The organism is Enterococcus sp. AZ120, assembly GCF_050546165.1.
Taxonomy (GTDB): domain Bacteria; phylum Bacillota; class Bacilli; order Lactobacillales; family Enterococcaceae; genus Enterococcus; species Enterococcus faecalis.
The window spans coordinates 174,851-191,996 of record NZ_CP172950.1 but is presented as its reverse complement, the minus strand read 5'-3'; the positions used below and the strand labels follow the sequence as shown (position 1 = coordinate 191,996).

22 protein-coding genes are annotated in these 17,146 nt (G+C 39.1%); 5 read left to right on the top strand and 17 right to left on the bottom strand.

The genetic code is table 11. The features are described from left to right. The first annotated feature begins 101 nt into the window (after positions 1-101). Together IGJ46_RS00930 and IGJ46_RS00925 are read left to right on the top strand one after the other, a co-directional pair. Complete coding sequence (locus IGJ46_RS00930; RefSeq protein ID WP_002381368.1) at positions 102-1,685, top strand: ABC transporter substrate-binding protein/permease; 1,584 nt, start codon at positions 102-104, stop codon at positions 1,683-1,685. An 11-nt stretch (positions 1,686-1,696) separates the two neighbouring features. After that, positions 1,697-2,437, top strand: a complete 741-nt coding sequence (locus IGJ46_RS00925) for an amino acid ABC transporter ATP-binding protein (RefSeq protein ID WP_002356242.1) — start codon at positions 1,697-1,699, stop codon at positions 2,435-2,437. Between the two features lie 46 nt (positions 2,438-2,483). Here IGJ46_RS00925 and IGJ46_RS00920 read toward each other — a convergent pair whose 3' ends face one another. After that, on the bottom strand, positions 2,484-3,068 hold the full coding sequence (locus IGJ46_RS00920; RefSeq protein WP_002411019.1) for a TIGR00730 family Rossman fold protein: 585 nt from the start codon (positions 3,066-3,068) through the stop codon (positions 2,484-2,486). Between the two features lie 173 nt (positions 3,069-3,241). On the opposite strand from IGJ46_RS00920, the gene IGJ46_RS00915 reads away from it, so the two are divergent. The 3 genes from IGJ46_RS00915 to IGJ46_RS00905 all read left to right on the top strand — a co-directional run bounded on the left by IGJ46_RS00915 (position 3,242) and on the right by IGJ46_RS00905 (position 5,623). Next, positions 3,242-3,733, top strand: a complete 492-nt coding sequence (locus tag IGJ46_RS00915) for a GNAT family N-acetyltransferase (RefSeq protein WP_002367642.1) — start codon at positions 3,242-3,244, stop codon at positions 3,731-3,733. Positions 3,734-3,823: 90 nt separating this feature from the next. After that, positions 3,824-5,179 (top strand): branched-chain amino acid transport system II carrier protein, encoded by a 1,356-nt coding sequence (brnQ, locus tag IGJ46_RS00910; protein ID WP_002361550.1) that lies wholly within the window; start codon positions 3,824-3,826, stop codon positions 5,177-5,179. A gap of 132 nt (positions 5,180-5,311) precedes the next feature. Further along, complete coding sequence (locus tag IGJ46_RS00905; RefSeq protein ID WP_002381365.1) at positions 5,312-5,623, top strand: heavy metal-binding domain-containing protein; 312 nt, start codon at positions 5,312-5,314, stop codon at positions 5,621-5,623. A 50-nt stretch (positions 5,624-5,673) separates the two neighbouring features. Here the strand turns inward: IGJ46_RS00905 and truA are convergent, their stop codons facing one another. The 16 genes from truA to rplO form a co-directional block, all read right to left on the bottom strand. Then, positions 5,674-6,423, bottom strand: coding sequence for a tRNA pseudouridine(38-40) synthase TruA (gene truA, locus IGJ46_RS00900; protein WP_002364524.1), 750 nt, complete (start codon positions 6,421-6,423; stop codon positions 5,674-5,676). Between the two features lie 18 nt (positions 6,424-6,441). Beyond that, on the bottom strand, positions 6,442-7,239 hold the full coding sequence (locus IGJ46_RS00895; RefSeq protein WP_002373841.1) for an energy-coupling factor transporter transmembrane component T family protein: 798 nt from the start codon (positions 7,237-7,239) through the stop codon (positions 6,442-6,444). Beyond that, positions 7,236-8,105, bottom strand: a complete 870-nt coding sequence (locus IGJ46_RS00890) for an energy-coupling factor ABC transporter ATP-binding protein (RefSeq protein WP_002381364.1) — start codon at positions 8,103-8,105, stop codon at positions 7,236-7,238. The genes IGJ46_RS00895 and IGJ46_RS00890 overlap by 4 nt, the downstream gene beginning before the upstream one ends. Then, positions 8,081-8,920: an energy-coupling factor ABC transporter ATP-binding protein gene (locus tag IGJ46_RS00885; protein ID WP_002359354.1), complete on the bottom strand. Its 840-nt coding sequence runs from the start codon at positions 8,918-8,920 to the stop codon at positions 8,081-8,083. The genes IGJ46_RS00890 and IGJ46_RS00885 overlap by 25 nt, the downstream gene beginning before the upstream one ends. Positions 8,921-9,121: 201 nt before the next feature. Continuing rightward, the gene (locus IGJ46_RS00880) at positions 9,122-10,297 is read right to left on the bottom strand and encodes a M20 family metallopeptidase (protein WP_002356230.1); all 1,176 of its coding nucleotides are present in this window, start codon (positions 10,295-10,297) and stop codon (positions 9,122-9,124) included. A gap of 15 nt (positions 10,298-10,312) precedes the next feature. Further along, a complete protein-coding gene (locus tag IGJ46_RS00875) occupies positions 10,313-11,512 on the bottom strand; it encodes a DUF819 family protein (protein WP_002356229.1) in 1,200 nt (399 codons plus the stop codon). A 16-nt stretch (positions 11,513-11,528) separates the two neighbouring features. Further along, positions 11,529-11,741 (bottom strand): hypothetical protein, encoded by a 213-nt coding sequence (locus tag IGJ46_RS00870; RefSeq protein WP_002387511.1) that lies wholly within the window; start codon positions 11,739-11,741, stop codon positions 11,529-11,531. 45 nt (positions 11,742-11,786) lie between these two features. After that, positions 11,787-12,170: a 50S ribosomal protein L17 gene (rplQ, locus tag IGJ46_RS00865; protein ID WP_002356228.1), complete on the bottom strand. Its 384-nt coding sequence runs from the start codon at positions 12,168-12,170 to the stop codon at positions 11,787-11,789. Between the two features lie 73 nt (positions 12,171-12,243). Beyond that, positions 12,244-13,182 (bottom strand): DNA-directed RNA polymerase subunit alpha, encoded by a 939-nt coding sequence (locus tag IGJ46_RS00860; protein WP_002356227.1) that lies wholly within the window; start codon positions 13,180-13,182, stop codon positions 12,244-12,246. A gap of 80 nt (positions 13,183-13,262) precedes the next feature. Then, entirely contained in the window at positions 13,263-13,652 is a 390-nt protein-coding gene (rpsK, locus tag IGJ46_RS00855) for a 30S ribosomal protein S11 (RefSeq protein ID WP_002356226.1), read from the bottom strand. A gap of 27 nt (positions 13,653-13,679) precedes the next feature. Further along, positions 13,680-14,045 carry a 30S ribosomal protein S13 gene (gene rpsM / locus IGJ46_RS00850; protein WP_002356225.1) on the bottom strand — a complete coding sequence of 122 codons (366 nt, stop codon included), beginning with the start codon at positions 14,043-14,045 and terminating at the stop codon, positions 13,680-13,682. A 19-nt stretch (positions 14,046-14,064) separates the two neighbouring features. Continuing rightward, complete coding sequence (gene rpmJ / locus IGJ46_RS00845; protein WP_002288710.1) at positions 14,065-14,181, bottom strand: 50S ribosomal protein L36; 117 nt, start codon at positions 14,179-14,181, stop codon at positions 14,065-14,067. Between the two features lie 32 nt (positions 14,182-14,213). Then, positions 14,214-14,432 (bottom strand): translation initiation factor IF-1, encoded by a 219-nt coding sequence (infA, locus tag IGJ46_RS00840; RefSeq protein WP_002356224.1) that lies wholly within the window; start codon positions 14,430-14,432, stop codon positions 14,214-14,216. Positions 14,433-14,642: 210 nt separating this feature from the next. After that, on the bottom strand, positions 14,643-15,293 hold the full coding sequence (locus IGJ46_RS00835) for an adenylate kinase (RefSeq protein WP_002356223.1): 651 nt from the start codon (positions 15,291-15,293) through the stop codon (positions 14,643-14,645). Between the two features lie 86 nt (positions 15,294-15,379). After that, complete coding sequence (gene secY, locus IGJ46_RS00830; RefSeq protein WP_002359350.1) at positions 15,380-16,678, bottom strand: preprotein translocase subunit SecY; 1,299 nt, start codon at positions 16,676-16,678, stop codon at positions 15,380-15,382. After that, the gene (gene rplO, locus IGJ46_RS00825; RefSeq protein ID WP_002356221.1) at positions 16,679-17,119 is read right to left on the bottom strand and encodes a 50S ribosomal protein L15; all 441 of its coding nucleotides are present in this window, start codon (positions 17,117-17,119) and stop codon (positions 16,679-16,681) included. Between the last annotated feature and the right edge of the window lie 27 nt (positions 17,120-17,146).

The window sequence follows — 17,146 nt, the reverse complement described above, 5'->3', positions numbered from 1 at the left end:
TAAAAAGACAGAATCGCTTTTGCTCAGCTGATTATCAAAGCTTGTTGATTGAAAAAAGACAAAACGATCAATCAGACAAGAAATTTAAAGGAGAGAAAAAGATGAACAAAAAAGTTTTTTCATTCAGTCTACTACTTGTCACGCTATTTTCGTTACTTGGCATGACAACCAACGCTTCGGCGGAGGAAAATGGTGAATTTCGTGTCGGCATGGAAGCTGGCTACGCCCCTTTTAACTGGTCACAGAAAAATGACGCACATGGCGCAGTGCCTATTCAAGGCAACTCTTATGCAGGCGGCTATGATGTTCAAATTTCTAAAAAAATTGCCGATGGTTTAGGTCGTAAATTAGTAATCGTCCAAACCAAATGGGATGGCTTGGCGCCCGCCTTACAATCTGGAAAAATTGATGCCATTATCGCCGGAATGAGCCCAACCGCTGAACGAAAAAAAGAAATTGCTTTTACAAACCCTTATTATGAATCACAATTTGTCGTAATTGTAAAAAAAGATGGCAAATACGCTAATGCAAAAAGCTTGAAAGATTTAGCTGATGCTAAAATTACGGCTCAACTAAATACATTCCACTACGGATTAATTGATCAAATTCCAAATGTCAATAAACAGCAAGCAATGGATAACTTTTCAGCTATGCGAACAGCACTTGCTTCTGGCATGATTGACGGGTATGTTAGTGAACGCCCTGAAGGCATAACAGCAACTAGTGTCAATAAAGAATTAAAAATGTTAGAATTTCCAAAAGAAAATGGCTTTGATGCTAGCGCTGAAGACTCACAAGTAGCAGTCGGCATGCGTAAAGGCGATCCTGACATTGAAAAAGTAAACAAAATTTTAGCAGGTATTTCTCAAGATGAACGGACAAAAATTATGGACCAAGCAATCAAGGATCAACCTGCAGCAACAGATAGTGATGAACAAAAAACAGGACTTATTAACGATTTCAAAAATATTTGGAATCAATATGGCGACATGTTTTTACGTGGTGCTGGTTTAACGCTATTTATCGCGTTAATCGGGACGGTCGTCGGAACAACCCTTGGTTTACTAATTGGTGTCTTCCGTACAATTCCAGATTCTGAAAACCCAGTCGCTCGTTTCTTCCAAAAATTAGGAAATTTAATTCTTTCTATTTATATTGAAGTTTTCCGTGGTACACCAATGATGGTTCAAGCAATGGTTATTTTCTATGGTTTAGCTCTAGCTTTTGGCATCTCTTTAGACCGAACAGTGGCCGCATTATTTATCGTTTCTGTGAATACTGGTGCCTATATGTCTGAAATTGTTCGCGGAGGTATTTTCGCAGTAGATAAAGGACAATTCGAGGCAGCACAAGCGATTGGGATGACCCATGGACAAACAATGCGTAAAGTCGTTATTCCCCAAGTATTACGTAATATTTTACCTGCAACAGGGAATGAATTTGTCATTAATATCAAAGATACGGCCGTGTTAAGTGTTATCGGTGTTGCAGATTTATTCTTCCAAGGGAATGCTGCTTCTGGCGCAAACTTCCAGTTCTTCCAAACCTTTACAATTGTCGGCATCATGTACTTGGTAATGACTTTTGTGATCACACGAATCTTACGTGTTGTGGAACGTAAAATGGATGGCCCTTCTGCTTACGTTAAAGTAGAAGAATTAACTGAAGAAGGAAAAGAAAGCTAGGAGGCAAACAGATGAGTGCAATTATTGAAATTGAACATTTACGAAAAAGCTTTGGCGAAAACGAAGTATTAAAAGATATCAATATGAACGTCAATAAAGGAGAAGTTGTCACCATTATCGGTTCTTCTGGTTCTGGTAAATCAACGTTACTACGTTGTATTAATTTGTTAGAAAAACCAACAGATGGCAAAATCATCTATAATGGTAAAAATGTTTTAGAACGTGGTTATAGTTTGCCCAAATATCGGACCCATTTAGGCATGGTTTTCCAATCATTCAATTTATTTAATAACATGAATGTCTTAGAAAACTGTACTTCTGGTCAGATGACTGTCCTAAAAAGAAACAAAGAAGAAGCCAAAAAAATTGCCTTAGAAAATTTAGAAAAAGTTGGCATGGCTCGTTTTATTGATGCCAAACCTGCTCAATTGTCTGGTGGACAAAAGCAACGGGTAGCCATTGCTCGAGCATTATCAATGGATCCAGATGTTTTACTTTTCGATGAACCAACTTCTGCATTGGATCCTGAAATGGTTGGCGAAGTGCTAAAAACAATGAAAAATCTTGCCCATACAGGGCTAACAATGGTGATTGTAACACATGAAATGGAATTTGCGCGGGACGTATCCGATCGTGTTATTTTCATGGATAAAGGTGTCATTGCCGAAGAAGGGACCGCTGAAGATATCTTTGTCCATCCAAAAGAAGCTCGGACAAAAGAGTTCTTACATCGGATTTTAACGAAAAACTAGTAAAAAAGAGGCAGTCATTCTGGTTAGAGTGACTGCCTCTTTTTTACTAGTTTTTGTATTGACGAATCATTGGCGGTTCATAGGAATCAATAAATGCACCAATTTCTTCTAAGGAATCTGAAATGAAAATTTTAGCTCGATCCGCTTCTGTTAAGAAACTAGTTTCTACCATTTTATCAAAAAAAGCAGCTAATAAATCATAGTAACCATTCACGTTGTATAAAATACAAGGATTCATATGTTCACCGACTCGGCCCCAAGAGATCACCTCGCTAATTTCTTCTAGTGTGCCGGGACCACCGGGTAAAGCTAAATACACATCTGCCAATTCAATCATTTTTTTCTTACGCGCATGCATATCACTGACTGTATGCATCTTTGTAATGCCATTATGTGCAATCTCCCGCTCCATTAAAAAAGTGGGCATGACACCAATTACCTCTCCACCTTCTGCTAAAAGCGTGTCAGCCACCGTACCCATTAGACCAACATTGCCACCGCCATAAACTAGATCATAGTGATTTTCTTTCATCCAGGCGGCTAACGCTACTGCAGCTTGCTGATAGATTGGCTCATTCCCCAGACTGGCGCCACAATATACTGCCATTTTTTTCACAAACATACCCTCCATTTAGATAGATTCTTTTTTACCATCTATCCTCTGGTAGCTATGGTAGCATATTTTGATTTTATCGAAAAGGTGCAGCCATTTTTCTTTTCGTTTTAAAAGTATTTGAATTTTCAGACAATAAATGCTATAGTCTTTTTATATTTTAAAATTTCAGAAAAAGGAGCCCTATTATCTTGTCTACCTCACTCACTATTCGCTTAGTTGCCGAAGCAGATTGGCCCGCATTACATGCCTTGGATCAAATCATTTGGACAAAAAAGAATACCCCTGCCGAGATACAACCACTCTCGCTTGCGGCATATCAGGAAAAAATGAAAGATGAAACGATTTTTGTTGCCATCAGCGGACAACAACTCGCTGGATTTATTGAAGTCCATCCGCCCACTTCGTTAGCAGCTCATCAAAAGCAATGGTTACTAAGTATTGGCGTTTCGCCAGATTTCCAAGGTCAAGGGATTGGTGGTTCTTTGTTGTCGTATGTCAAAGATATGGCCCAGATAAGCGGGATTCATAAGCTGAGTTTGCGAGTAATGGCTACCAATCAAGAAGCCATTCGATTCTATGAAAAACATGGTTTTGTGCAGGAAGCACATTTTAAAGAAGAATTTTATATAAATGGACACTATTGTGATGATTATCAGTATGCTTATTTCATAGAAAAATAAGAAAACCAATGTTTTCTATAAAAACTGGTTGCTCTCTGTTTCTTCTTCTGTTATTTTAAATAATAAGACAATATTAAGGAGTGTGAATCTATGCAAAAAAAGTTAGTTTGGCGTGATTATCTATACGTTGGTTCAATGTTATTCGGTTTGTTTTTCGGTGCTGGAAATTTAATTTTCCCTGTACATATGGGACAAGAAGCGGGGGCTTCCGTCTTTTTAGCAAACTTGGGCTTCTTAGCCACTGGAATTGGCTTACCTTTTCTTGGTGTCATTGCTATGGGTGTTTCTAAAAGTTCAGGTGTTTTTGACTTAGCTTCTCGGATTAATCGTCGTTATGCTCTTATTTTTACCTTACTATTATATTTAACGATTGGTCCTTTCTTTGCTTTACCAAGGTTAGCAACTACTTCTTTTGAGATTGGTCTTGCACCATTTGTTCCTAAAGACTTGCAATGGCTGGTTCTTGCTGGTTTTTCCGCATTATTTTTCTTAGCCGTTTGGCTCTTCTCTAGAAAGCCAAGTAAAATCTTAGATTATGTGGGTAAATTTTTAAATCCGTTATTTTTAGCATTGCTAGGAATTTTGATTGTTTTAGCCTTTGTAAAACCATTAGGTCATGTGGCCAGTGCCGCTGTTGGTGAAAATTATATTTCAAGTCCTTTCTTTAAAGGATTTACAGAAGGTTATAATACGTTGGATGCTTTAGCTTCATTAGCTTTTGGGATTGTTGTCGTTTCCACTTTACGAAATATGGGCGTCGAAAAACCAGGAGATATCGCTAAAGGAATGATTAAATCAGGTGCTTTCAGTGTTGTATTGATGGGGATTATCTATACCTTACTTGCTTATATGGGAACAATGAGTATCGGGGCTTTTCCAATCAGTGAAAACGGCGGGATTGCCTTAGCCCAAATTGCCAATTACTATTTAGGCCTACCAGGGAGTATTTTACTGGCTTTTATCGTAGTTCTTGCTTGTTTAAAAACCGGTATCGGCTTAAGCACAGCCTTTTCTGAGACTTTTGAAGAAATGTTTCCGAAAGTTTCCTATCAAAAATTCTTGGCAATTGTTGTTATTTTACCAGCTATTTTTGCAAATGTCGGCTTAACCAACATCATTCAATTTGCCGTTCCAGTCTTGATGTTCCTTTATCCATTGGCGATTACTTTAATGCTTTTGGTAATCATCAGTCCTATTTTCAAACATCGACGGGAAGTCTATCAAGCAACGACCTATATCACATTGATTGCTGCTGTTTTAGATGCATTAAATAGCGCGCCTGCCTTTATCAAAGATACGGCGTTTGTAACAACGCTTTTAGAAAAAGCCGGCCAATACTTACCATTGTTCACTATTGGCATGGGCTGGGTCGTTCCAGCAACGGTTGCTTTTCTAATTAGTTGGGTTTGGGTCATGATTTCTAAAAAAGATCCTATTCTTGATTAATTCTTACCAAAACGACACTAGAAAAAATGCGGAAGCGCATCTTTTCTAGTGTCGTTTTTATGTATATTCGTTGTACCAAACTCTTGACTATGGTAAATTGAAGTTACCAACAAGTACTGGAGGAAATTGCCCATGTTAGTTACAACAACCGAGAGAATTAGCGGTCAAGAATATGAAATTATTGGAGAAGTTTTCGGGTTAACCACACGTTCTAAAAATATGTTTAAAGATTTAGGTGCTGGACTAAAAAGCGTAGTTGGCGGTGAAATCAAAGGTTACACTGATATGCAACGAGAAGCACGCGACCAAGCAATCGAACGTTTAAAAGCAGAAGCCTCTAAATTAGGTGCAGATGCCGTTGTGATGATGCGTTTTGATTCTGGCACAATTGGCACAGACATGCAATCTGTCGTGGCTTACGGAACAGCTGTTAAATACATCTAAATTTTGCAACTAAAAAGACGCAGACCTTTTCTTGTAAGGTCTACGTCTTTTTAGTTTTCATATTTCACTTCTGCTAAATACAATCCTTCTGGATGAGCAGTCGGACCCGCTAAATTTCGATCTTTGGCTGCGATAATTGCTGGAATCGCGGTTGGTTCCAGCCGCCCATTGCCGATTTTCAATAGCGTACCAACTAAAATCCGAATCATTTTGTACAAGAAACCATCGCCCCGAAAAGTGAATGTTAATTCATCCCCCGTTTCATTGACATGAACACTGGCTTCATGAATAGTTCGGATTTTATCTTCTACCGAACTTCCTGAGGCACAGAAAGAGGTAAAATCATGGGTGCCTAATAAATCAGGTAAAGCTTGTTGGATTTTTTCGAGATCAATGGGATACGGAAAATAACTGGCATAAAAACGTCGAAATGGACTTCGCGGTTTGCCAATATCCACTTTAAATTGATAGGTTTTTTCGATCACGTGATAACGTGCATGAAAGTCTTCTGAAACACGTTCCACGCTTCGCACAGCAATGTCTTCTGGTGTTTGTGTATCTAACGCAAAGCGCATTTTTTCCAACGGACGTTCCTGCGGATAATCAAAGTGAATCACTTGGCCCATTGCATGAACACCTGCATCTGTTCGTCCTGAACCAAAAACCGTCACGGAGTGTCCGTTATTCATGCGTGCTAACGTTTTTTCTATTTCTTCTTGAACGGTACGCTCATTAGGCTGCTTTTGAAAGCCATGAAAATGAGTGCCATCATAGGCAATGATTGCTTTATAGCGGGGCATAATTTTTATTCACCTTTTCTAAGTTCTTAATACAAATAAGCCAATGGTTAACAAGACAAAGCCAAACATTACTATTGTATCTCGTAGGTGCCAATGAAGAATGCGGTATTTTGTCCGTCCTTCGCCACCTTGATAACCTCTTGCTTCCATGGCAGTCGCTAAGTCTTCCGCACGATTAAAACTACTTACGAAAAGCGGAATCAAAAGTGGAACAATAGCTTTCATTTTTTGAAGTAAGTTTCCTTCACCAAAATCAACACCACGGGCACGTTGGGCATTCATAATCTTTTCCGTTTCATCCATTAATGTTGGGACAAAACGTAAGGCAATTGATAACATCAATGAAACTTCATGAACTGGAAATTTCACCACACGAAGTGGACGTAGCAAATATTCAATCGCATCTGATAACTCTAATGGTGCCGTCGTTAAAGTTAATAACGTTGACATGAAAATAATTAAAACAAAACGACAGAAAATAAACAGCCCATTCGTCACACCAAACTGGGTAATGGAAATAATTCCCCACTGAAAGTACACTTCGCCCCCTTGTGTAAACAAGGTTTGAAGAGCCACAGTAAACAGAATTAGCCATAATAATGGCCGAACACCGCGGATAAAGAAGCGGGCGCTGATTTTTGATAATGAAATAGCAAAAGCAGTAAAGGCTGCTATTAAAACATAACTCTGCCAATTATTTGCTAAAAAGATAATTCCAATAAAATAAAAACTAGCTAATAATTTTGCGCGCGGATCTAAACGATGGATAAAAGAATCACCTGGAATATAGCGCCCAAAAATCAATTTATTCATCATTTTGCCTCACCTGCTTCCTGCATTTTTTTCAGAAGCTGATCGGCTAATTGATCGGCCGTTAATGGTAATTGCTCAAAAGAAAAGCCTTTTGCCACTAATTTTTCAGCAAATTCGGCTGCAGTTGGCACGCCTAATTGTTTTTCTTTCAGCCATTGTGTCTCTTGAAACACTTCTTGTGGTGCTCCCGCTCGGACGATTTGTCCTTTTTCTAAAACAATCACATGATCTGCGTAATTAGCCACATCATCCATCAAATGTGTCACTAAAACGATGGTCATATTATGTTCCTTATGCAGACGACTAAACATCTCCATCATTTCTTTACGACCCTTAGGATCCAAACCAGCCGTCGGTTCGTCTAATACTAAAACTTCTGGTTCCATCGCTAGCACACCAGCAATTGCGACACGGCGCATTTGACCACCTGATAACTCAAACGGAGAATGTTGTAAGTATTTTTCATCTAAGCCGACTAAATCAAGCATTTTCTTAGCTAATTTTTTCGCTTCTTCGTCTGAAACACCAAAGTTTTTCGGTCCGAAAGCGATGTCTCGCTCCACTGTTTCTTCAAACAATTGTGCTTCTGGAAATTGAAAAACGATCCCAACTTTTTTACGAATTGGTTTTAAATTCTTATTATCAGTTTCTGGCGTAATTACACGCTCTCCAATTGTCACTTGGCCTTTAGTTGGTTTCACCAAAGCATTCAAATGTTGTAATAACGTTGATTTGCCACTGCCAGTATGTCCGACAATCGCTGTATAAGAGCCGTCTTGAATCGTTAAATTAATATCGAATAATGCCCGTTGCTCAAAAGGAGTATTGGGTTGGTAAGTAAAATCTACTTGTTTAAAACGGATGTCCATAACCAATCCACCATCCCTTCTTCTGTTAAATAATTCGTTGGCACAACAACGCCACGCTCTTTCAAAGCTACTTTTAATTTTTCAGGAAACGGTAAATCCAAGCCCATTTCAACAAGCGCTTCTCCTGCAGAAAAAATCTTTTCTGGTGTTCCCTCGTTTGTCAATTGTCCTTGGCGCATCACTAAAATACGATTCGCATTAGCCGCTTCATCAATATCGTGGGTAATAGAAATAACTGTTAAATTGCTTTCTTCTTTAATCTTTTGAATGGTAGCAATTACTTCTGCACGACCTTCTGGATCTAACATACTTGTCGCTTCGTCTAAAATAATAATATCTGGTCGCAAAGCAACCACACCAGCGATAGCTACTCGTTGTTTTTGGCCGCCAGATAGCCGAGCAGGTTCTCGCTTGGCAAAATCTAACATACGAACCCGTTCTAAGGCATCGTGGACACGTTCGACCATTTCATCACGCGGAATACCTTGATTTTCTAAACCAAAAGCCACATCGTCTTCGACTGTTGAACCGACAAATTGGTTATCTGGATTCTGAAAAACCATTCCTACCATACGCCGGATATCCCAGACGTTTGCTTCATTTAATTCTTTGCCGCCAACTTTGATAGTCCCAGCAGCTGGCAGTAACAGCCCATTGATCGTTTTGGCTAACGTTGATTTACCAGAACCATTATGGCCAATAATAGCGACCCATTCGCCTTGTTGAATGGAAAAAGACACATCTTTTAAAGCGGGAGAAGCATCTTCTGGTTGATAATTAAATTGGATATTATTTAGTTCAATGATTGGTTGCATCGCGTACTCCCTCAATCTATTTATTCTTTCTAACACTACCAAAAAAGTAGCGTTTTTTCAATCATCTGTTCTGATTCTTCACACTATTTTTTATTATACCAAAAGAACGGTCATTATGGGAGCTCTTATCTGTCTTGACAGGTCTATTTTTCATAAAAATAACTTCTTGTTCTCATAAAACAAGAAGTTACTGATTTTCTTTTAAAAATGTGTCTTCAAATATTCAAACGCATATTGGGCATATAACTCAGCACCCATTGCCATCGCATCTTCATCAATATTAAAACGACCATGGTGATGTGCCCATTCCGTATCTTTCTCTGGATTACCACTTCCCACTAAGGCAAAACAACCAGAAGCATGTTCAGTATAATAACTGAAGTCTTCACCACCGGTTGTCGGCTCTTCTTGTCTTAAGGCCGCTTCACCAAAATTTTCCTTAATTAGTGTTTGGGCAAACAAGGCATCCTGCTCATCATTAATCACTGGCAACGTTCCATATTGATAATCTAACGAAGCCGTCCCACCGTAAATAGCGGCTGTTTGTTCCGCATAGCGTTGCAGCGCCTGTTCTACTCGATTACGCGTTGCTACACTAAAGCAACGAACCGTTCCTTCTAAACGTGCATTCTCAGCAATCACATTAAAACGGGTCCCCACATCCATCCGTCCAATCGTGACAACTACTGGATCTAAAGGATCTGTCTCCCGAGAAACAATCGTTTGCAGATTCATCACAAAAGAAGAAGCTATGACTGCCGCATCAATACAAGCGTTTGGCATGGCACCATGGCCACCACGTCCTTTAAAATCAACAGAAAAAATATCTGCGGATGCGAAACTTGAGCCCACTCGACACGAAGCGGTTCCTACAGGCATTTGTGACCAGATATGTAAGCCAAATACATCATCAACACCGGTCATTGCGCCTTGCGCAACCATTGCTTTAGCACCTTGCGCATTTTCTTCAGATGGTTGAAAAATTAATCTTACAGTTCCCTGAAGTTCTTCCTGGATTTCTTTTAATACTTTAGCCGCTGTTACTAACATCGCGGTATGGGAATCATGCCCACATGCATGCATCTTGCCAGCTTCTAAAGATTTATAAGCTAAATCTTCATTTAATTCCTGTACAGGTAAGGCATCCATATCAGCCCGCAGCGCAACCACTCGGCCTGGTTTGCCGCCCACAATTTCAGCAATTAAACCCGTCGGTTCTGTTTTGCGATAAGTAATTCCTAATTGATCAAGAACTGCCGCGACTTTTTCTGTCGTTCGAAATTCTTCAAATTGTAATTCTGGATGTTGGTGTAAATCCCGTCGAAAAGCAATCATTTCTTGTGAATGCTGCTTGACTAGTGCTTTGATTTTTTTCATACTTACGCCCCGTTTCTACAAACTTAATAAAATACTTGAAAAAATACCCGCTAAAATAACCGAAACAATGGTGACTGTTACGAAACCTGCCACTAACATCGGTGGCATTAAATGGCTCGTTAAAGCCGCCTGTTCTTGTTCATCTTCTGTCAATGATTGAATCACTTCATTAGTAATAATATAATCGGCTGGAAAGCCATATAAAGCTGTCAATGAAACTGCGAATGCCATCTCTTTACTCACACCTAATACACGACCAACAATTGCTGAAAAGATGTACATCCCGATAACACCAATCACAATAATCCCAATCATTGGTAAAAATAAATCCATCAACATTTCAGGTGTGGCTTGTTTTAAGCCATCAAAGACAAAAAGCATTAACCCTAAAATCGCAAAACCAAAGCTATTTGCTTTCTGCAATGGTTGCTTTTCTAAAAAGCCTAAAGACGTTGCAATCACGCCAAAACATAAACACAGCACAAAAGGACTAATCGTCACAAACGGTGCCGTCCACACAGAAACATAATAAGCAAGTGTGGCAACTAAGGCTAAACGTAAAATTCGTGAATAATCTGTATGATATCGTTTGGGTACTTTTTCAAATAGTTTAGGCACATCTGGTTCTGCTCCTGTTTCTTGCCCCTCTTGTTCATGAACCGGCTGCCATGTCCCTGCTCGATATTCTTGAAGCTTCCGCTTTCCTTCTTTTTTTAGAACAATTGAAGTTAAGGGATAACCAGCAAACCCTTGAATGACATAAATTAAAATTGCCAAAACTGAAAGTGAGGCTAAACCAGCTGATTGAGCCGCTTCTGACATTACTAATGAAGAAACTAAACCTCCTACTAACGGCGGGATTGCAACTAAAACTGTTTTTAAGTCAAAAACAAAAGTCCCCACAGCTAACAACAAGGCAATAATGCCCAGAATACCTGACAAAGCAATCACAATCGTTTTCCATTGATTAACCAATTCTTTAACAGAGAGCAGAGTGCCCATATTAGTAATCAACAGATACATTAATAAAGTGGCAACCACTGTAGGAATCCCTGCCACTTCCACAATATTTTGTGGAAAAATAGTCCAATAACCAAGAATAAATAAAACACCACAAACAAAAACGGATGGAATCCAAGCTTTTGTTTTGATAGAAACTACATCACCAATGTATAAAATAACCATCAGCAACGAAAAAGCAAACATTTGCGACATATAATTCCCCCTTCTACTAACTCAGATGTTTAATTATCTGAAAATTCCAATTAATAATCAGTATAACAAACCGGAAAAGCTTCTGCAATGCTTTTAAGAAACAAAAAAGCTTTGAGAAAACAGCGTTTTCCCAAAGCAAAAAAAAATCACCTTTATATGATGAGTGCTCCCCTGCTAAAGCCATCTTTAGCAGGGAAAGCAGAGCTAGACTCGGAGTCGCCTCCAACATCATAACACTCTAAAAGAAACATCTATAAAGTGATCGGTTTATTAATTATTTAACAAATTCGATAACTACCATTGGTGCTGCATCGCCGCGTCTTGGTTCTGTCTTCAAGATACGAGTGTAACCACCTTGGCGTTCCGCGAAACGAGGTCCTAAATCGTTAAATAGCTTTTGTAAAGCTGATTCAACAACGATAGACTCATCTTCTTCACGAACACTAGCAACTTCATTACGAACGAAAGTAGCTGCTTGACGACGTGCATGAAGATCTCCACGTTTACCTAAAGTAATCATTTTTTCTACAGTTGAACGTACTTCTTTCGCACGAGCTTCAGTAGTTACGATGCGTTCGTTGATGATTAAATCAGTTGTAATATCACGTAGCATAGCTTTACGTTGGCTTGATGTGCGTCCTAATTTACGGTAACTCACGTTGGGTTCCCTCCTTCGTTTCTGTTCTCACGAGCCACTGCTGTTAAGCAGGACTGGAAACTTCGTAAAAGTCTTAATCGTCCTTACGTAATCCTAATCCTAGATCATGCAATTTAAGTTTTACTTCTTCAAGAGATTTACGACCTAAATTACGTACTTTGATCATTTCTGGTTCAGATTTGTTTGTAAGTTCTTGTACAGTATTAATACCTGCACGTTTTAAACAGTTATATGAACGAACTGATAAATCAAGTTCTTCAATCGTCATTTCTAGCATTTTCTCTTTTTGAGTTTCTTCTTTTTCCACCATGATTTCAGCGTTTTTCGCTTCGTCAGTAAGGTTTACAAAGATATCTAAATGCTCAGTCATGATTTTCGCAGCTAAACTTAGTGCTTCTTGAGGAATGATTGAACCATCTGTCCATATTTCCATTGTTAATTTGTCGAAATCATCACGACGACCAACACGTGTATTTTCTACTTGGTAGTTAACACGACGAACGGGTGTGTAGATGGAATCAACTGGAAGTACACCGATTGGCATATCTTCTTTTTTGTTTTCGTCTGCTTGAACATAGCCACGACCAGGTTTCACTGTTAAGCGAGCATGGAAAGTAGCTCCTTCAGCAACACTACAGATAACTAAATCTTTATTTAGGATCTCAACATCACTGTCCACGATAATATCGCCGGCAGTCACGGTAGCGGGTCCTGTAATATCGATCTCAAGGGTTTTCTCTTCTTCAGCATATAATTTCAATGCTAAGCCTTTAATATTCAAAATAATTTGTGTTACGTCTTCTCGTACACCTGGAATGGTTGAGAATTCGTGTAAAACACCATCGATTTGAATATTCGTAATTGCAGCTCCTGGTAAAGAAGACAATAAAATACGACGTAGAGAGTTACCTAAAGTAGTTCCGTAACCGCGTTCTAATGGTTCAACGACGAACTTACCATAATCTCTATTTTCATCAATTTTTTCGATTCTTGGTTTTTCAAATTCAATCATTCTTATCTATACCCCTTTCAAAACGAAAAGTGTCTTGTTCAATGACGTTCCTAATTCAAACTCAGAATGAGTGGCGCTCATTAAACACGACGGCGTTTTGGAGGGCGGCATCCATTATGAGGAACTGGAGTCACGTCACGAATTGCAGTCACTTCTAAACCTGTTGCTTGTAATGAACGAATTGCTGCTTCACGTCCAGAACCAGGTCCTTTAACTGTTACGTCTACAGTTTTAAGTCCATGTTCCATTGCCACTTTAGTTGCGGCTTCTGCAGCCATTTGAGCGGCAAAAGGAGTTGATTTTTTGCTTCCTTTAAAGCCTAATGATCCTGCTGATGACCATGCTAATGCATTACCATGTGTATCAGTAATCATTACGATTGTATTGTTGAATGTAGAATGGATATGTGCTACACCTGATTCTATATTCTTTTTGACACGGCGTTTACGACTAACTTTTTTTGCTGCCATGAAGTTCTAACCTCCTTCACTTAGGAATTATTTTTTCTTGCCTGCTACTGTTTTAGTAGGGCCTTTACGAGTACGTGCATTATTTTTCGTGTTTTGTCCACGAGTTGGTAATCCACGACGGTGACGGATTCCACGGTATGAACCGATTTCCATCAAGCGTTTGATGTTTAAGTTCACTTCACGACGAAGATCCCCTTCAACTTTTAACTTATCAATTTCCGCACGAATCGCATCTGTTTGTTCGTTTGTTAAATCACGTACACGAACATCTTCAGATACGCCAACGTTTGCTAAAACTTTTTTAGCTGTAGTGTTACCAATACCATAAATGTAAGTAAGAGAAACTACTACACGTTTGTCACGAGGGATGTCTACTCCTGCAATACGAGCCATTATTCGTTACACCTCCTAATTATCCTTGACGTTGTTTATGTTTTGGATTTGCTGGGCAAATAACCATAACACGTCCTTTACGGCGAATTACTTTACAATGTTCACACATTGGTTTTACTGATGGTCTTACTTTCATGATAATACCTCCTGTGGTTTTACGGAGTACAATTATTTAAAGCGATAAGTAATACGGCCACGCGTTAAATCATACGGTGATAATTCAACTGTTACTTTGTCACCAGGTAAGATACGGATGTAGTGCATACGGATTTTACCTGAAACAGTAGCAAGAACTTGGTGTCCATTTTCTAGTTCGACTTTAAACATTGCATTCGGCAAAGTTTCGACGACTGTACCTTCGACTTCAATCATATCTTCTTTTGCCACGCACAGTACCTCCTTGTACTTGTTTCGCGTTTTCACACGATAAAACGGCGGAAACTCCAGCTCCCACCTAGAAATTCTCAACTAACTTCGTTATTCATTTTGATGTCACAAAACTGTAGAAGTCGGACTGATATATTCTACCATATTTAGTTATGTTTTGGCAAGAGAAACTGAATACAACAACAGGGTTAAACTGCGGGCAATTGGAAATTAGTTTTCGTCAATGATTTTTTTCACATCAGAAAAAACAGTATCGATTTCGCGATTGCCATCGATTGTATGCATCAAGCCTTGTTCTTTATAGAAAGCTAAGATTGGTGCGCTACTTTCAATGTTGACTGCCAAACGATTTTTAACCGTTTCGGGCTTATCATCTTCTCTTTGGTAGAATTCATGTCCGCCACAGCGATCACAAGTGCCTTCAACTTTTGGCGGGTTGAATAATTTATGATACGTTGCGCCACATGTGCGACAGATGAATCGTCCAGCTAAACGCTCGATTAATACATCTTCTTCTACATGGATGTCAATGACAGCATCAATTTTTTTGTTTAATTCTTTAAGCATTGTATCTAATGCTTTTGCTTGATCCAGTGTACGTGGGAAACCATCTAATAGGAATCCTTTGTCTGTGTCTGGTTCAGCAAGGCGTTCTTTAACAATTCCGTTTGTTACTTCGTCAGGAACCAGTTCACCTTTATCGATATAAGATTTCGCTTCTAGGCCCAAGGCAGTTTCATTTTTCATTGCTGCACGGAACATATCTCCAGTAGAAATATGTGGAATGCCATACGTATCAATGATTTTTTCTGCTTGGGTGCCTTTACCTGCTCCAGGTAATCCCATTAAAATGAGGTTCATATATTCTCCTCCTAATTTTAAAGACCGGCTTATGAAGCTAGCCATATGTGAGAATGGTGCTGAGGTAAAACCTCAACACTCGATTCTTACTTATTGATAAAGCCGACATATTGACGTTTCATCATTAATCCTTCTAATTGTTTCGTTGTTTCTAATGCAACCCCGATAACGATTAGTAAACTTGTTCCACCTAAACCGATTGATTGAGGTAAGTTCCAAACCATTTGCGCAATGATTGGAAGTAAAGCAACAAGTCCTAGGAAAATTGAGCCGACAACACTTAATCTCATTAACACGCCAGATACATATTCTTCTGTACCTTTACCTGGTCGCACGCTTGGAATGTAGCTTCCTTGTTTTTGTAAGTTTTCCGCTAATTTCTCAGGGTTTACTTGAACAAATGCATAGAAGAACGTAAACGCAACGATTAGGACAGTATAGATGATTGCCCCTGGAACTGTGTTATAACTGAAGATTTTTGTCATAATGTCATACCAATTTTCACCAGCGAATTTTGATGAGAAAGCTTGTAAAATGGCATTTGGTGTTGCAATTAACGAGCTGGCAAAGATAACTGGAATAACCCCAGCAGCATTTACTTTTAACGGTAAATAACTACTTGTTGGTGCACCAGAAACACGTTTTGTATATTGGATTGGAATCTTACGCTCTGCTTGTTGGAAGAACGTTACGACTGTAACAATCACCAAAATAGCAATAACTAAGATTGCAATGAAAATAACAGATTGCCAAATACGAGAAGACTCGATATTGACGAAGTAATCTTCATAGATTTCTTTGACTGCTCCTGGCAAACGAGAAATAATCCCGGCAAAGATAATCATTGAAACACCATTTCCGATTCCTTTTTCTGTAATTTGTTCACCCATCCAAGTCACAAACATCGTCCCAGCAGTTAAAATAACTGCAATCATCACAAAGGTACCTAAGGTTGGATTGTTGACAATCCCAGTTTGACTTAAGCTATTAAAACCAGCAGTGATCCCCATTGACTGAGCCACACCCAAGACAATCGTTAGATATCTTGTAGCTTGATTTAATTTCTTACGCCCAACTTCCCCTTGTTTTGACCATTCTACAAATCTAGGTACAATATCCATTTGCAATAGTTGAATAATAATAGAGGCTGTAATGTATGGCGAAACCCCCATCGAGAAGATAGAGAAGTTTTGCATGGCACTACCACTCACCATATTCAACATATTCAAAAAGGGTAAGCTACTTAAATCAGACAATCCCTTTGCATTCACCCCGGGCACAGTAATGTGCGCACCTAGGCGAAATACAAACAAGATTAAAACTGTAAATAAGATTTTTGATCTAATGTCTTTGACTTTAAAGGCGTTCTTTAATAGCTTGAACAATTAGATCACCTCGATTGAACCACCAGCAGCTTCGATAGCTTCTTGTGCTGATTTCGAGAATTTAGCTGCTTTCACAGTTAATTTTTTCGTTAACTCACCATCTGCAAGAACTTTGATTCCCGCTTTTTCGTTTTTAACGATTCCTGCTTCTTTTAGGACAACAGGAGTTACTTCTGTTCCATCTTCAAAACGGTTTAAAGTATCTAAGTTCACAACAGCGTAATCTTTACGATTAATGTTTGTAAACCCACGTTTTGGTAAACGACGGAATAATGGAGTTTGACCCCCTTCAAATCCTAAACGAACACCACCGCCTGAACGGGCTTTTTGCCCTTTTTGTCCACGGCCAGCTGTTTTACCATTACCAGATGAAGTACCACGTCCAACACGGTTACGTACTTGGCGTGAGCCCTCAGCAGGTTTTAATTCATGAAGTTTCATAGGTTTGGCACCTCCTTAAGCAATCTT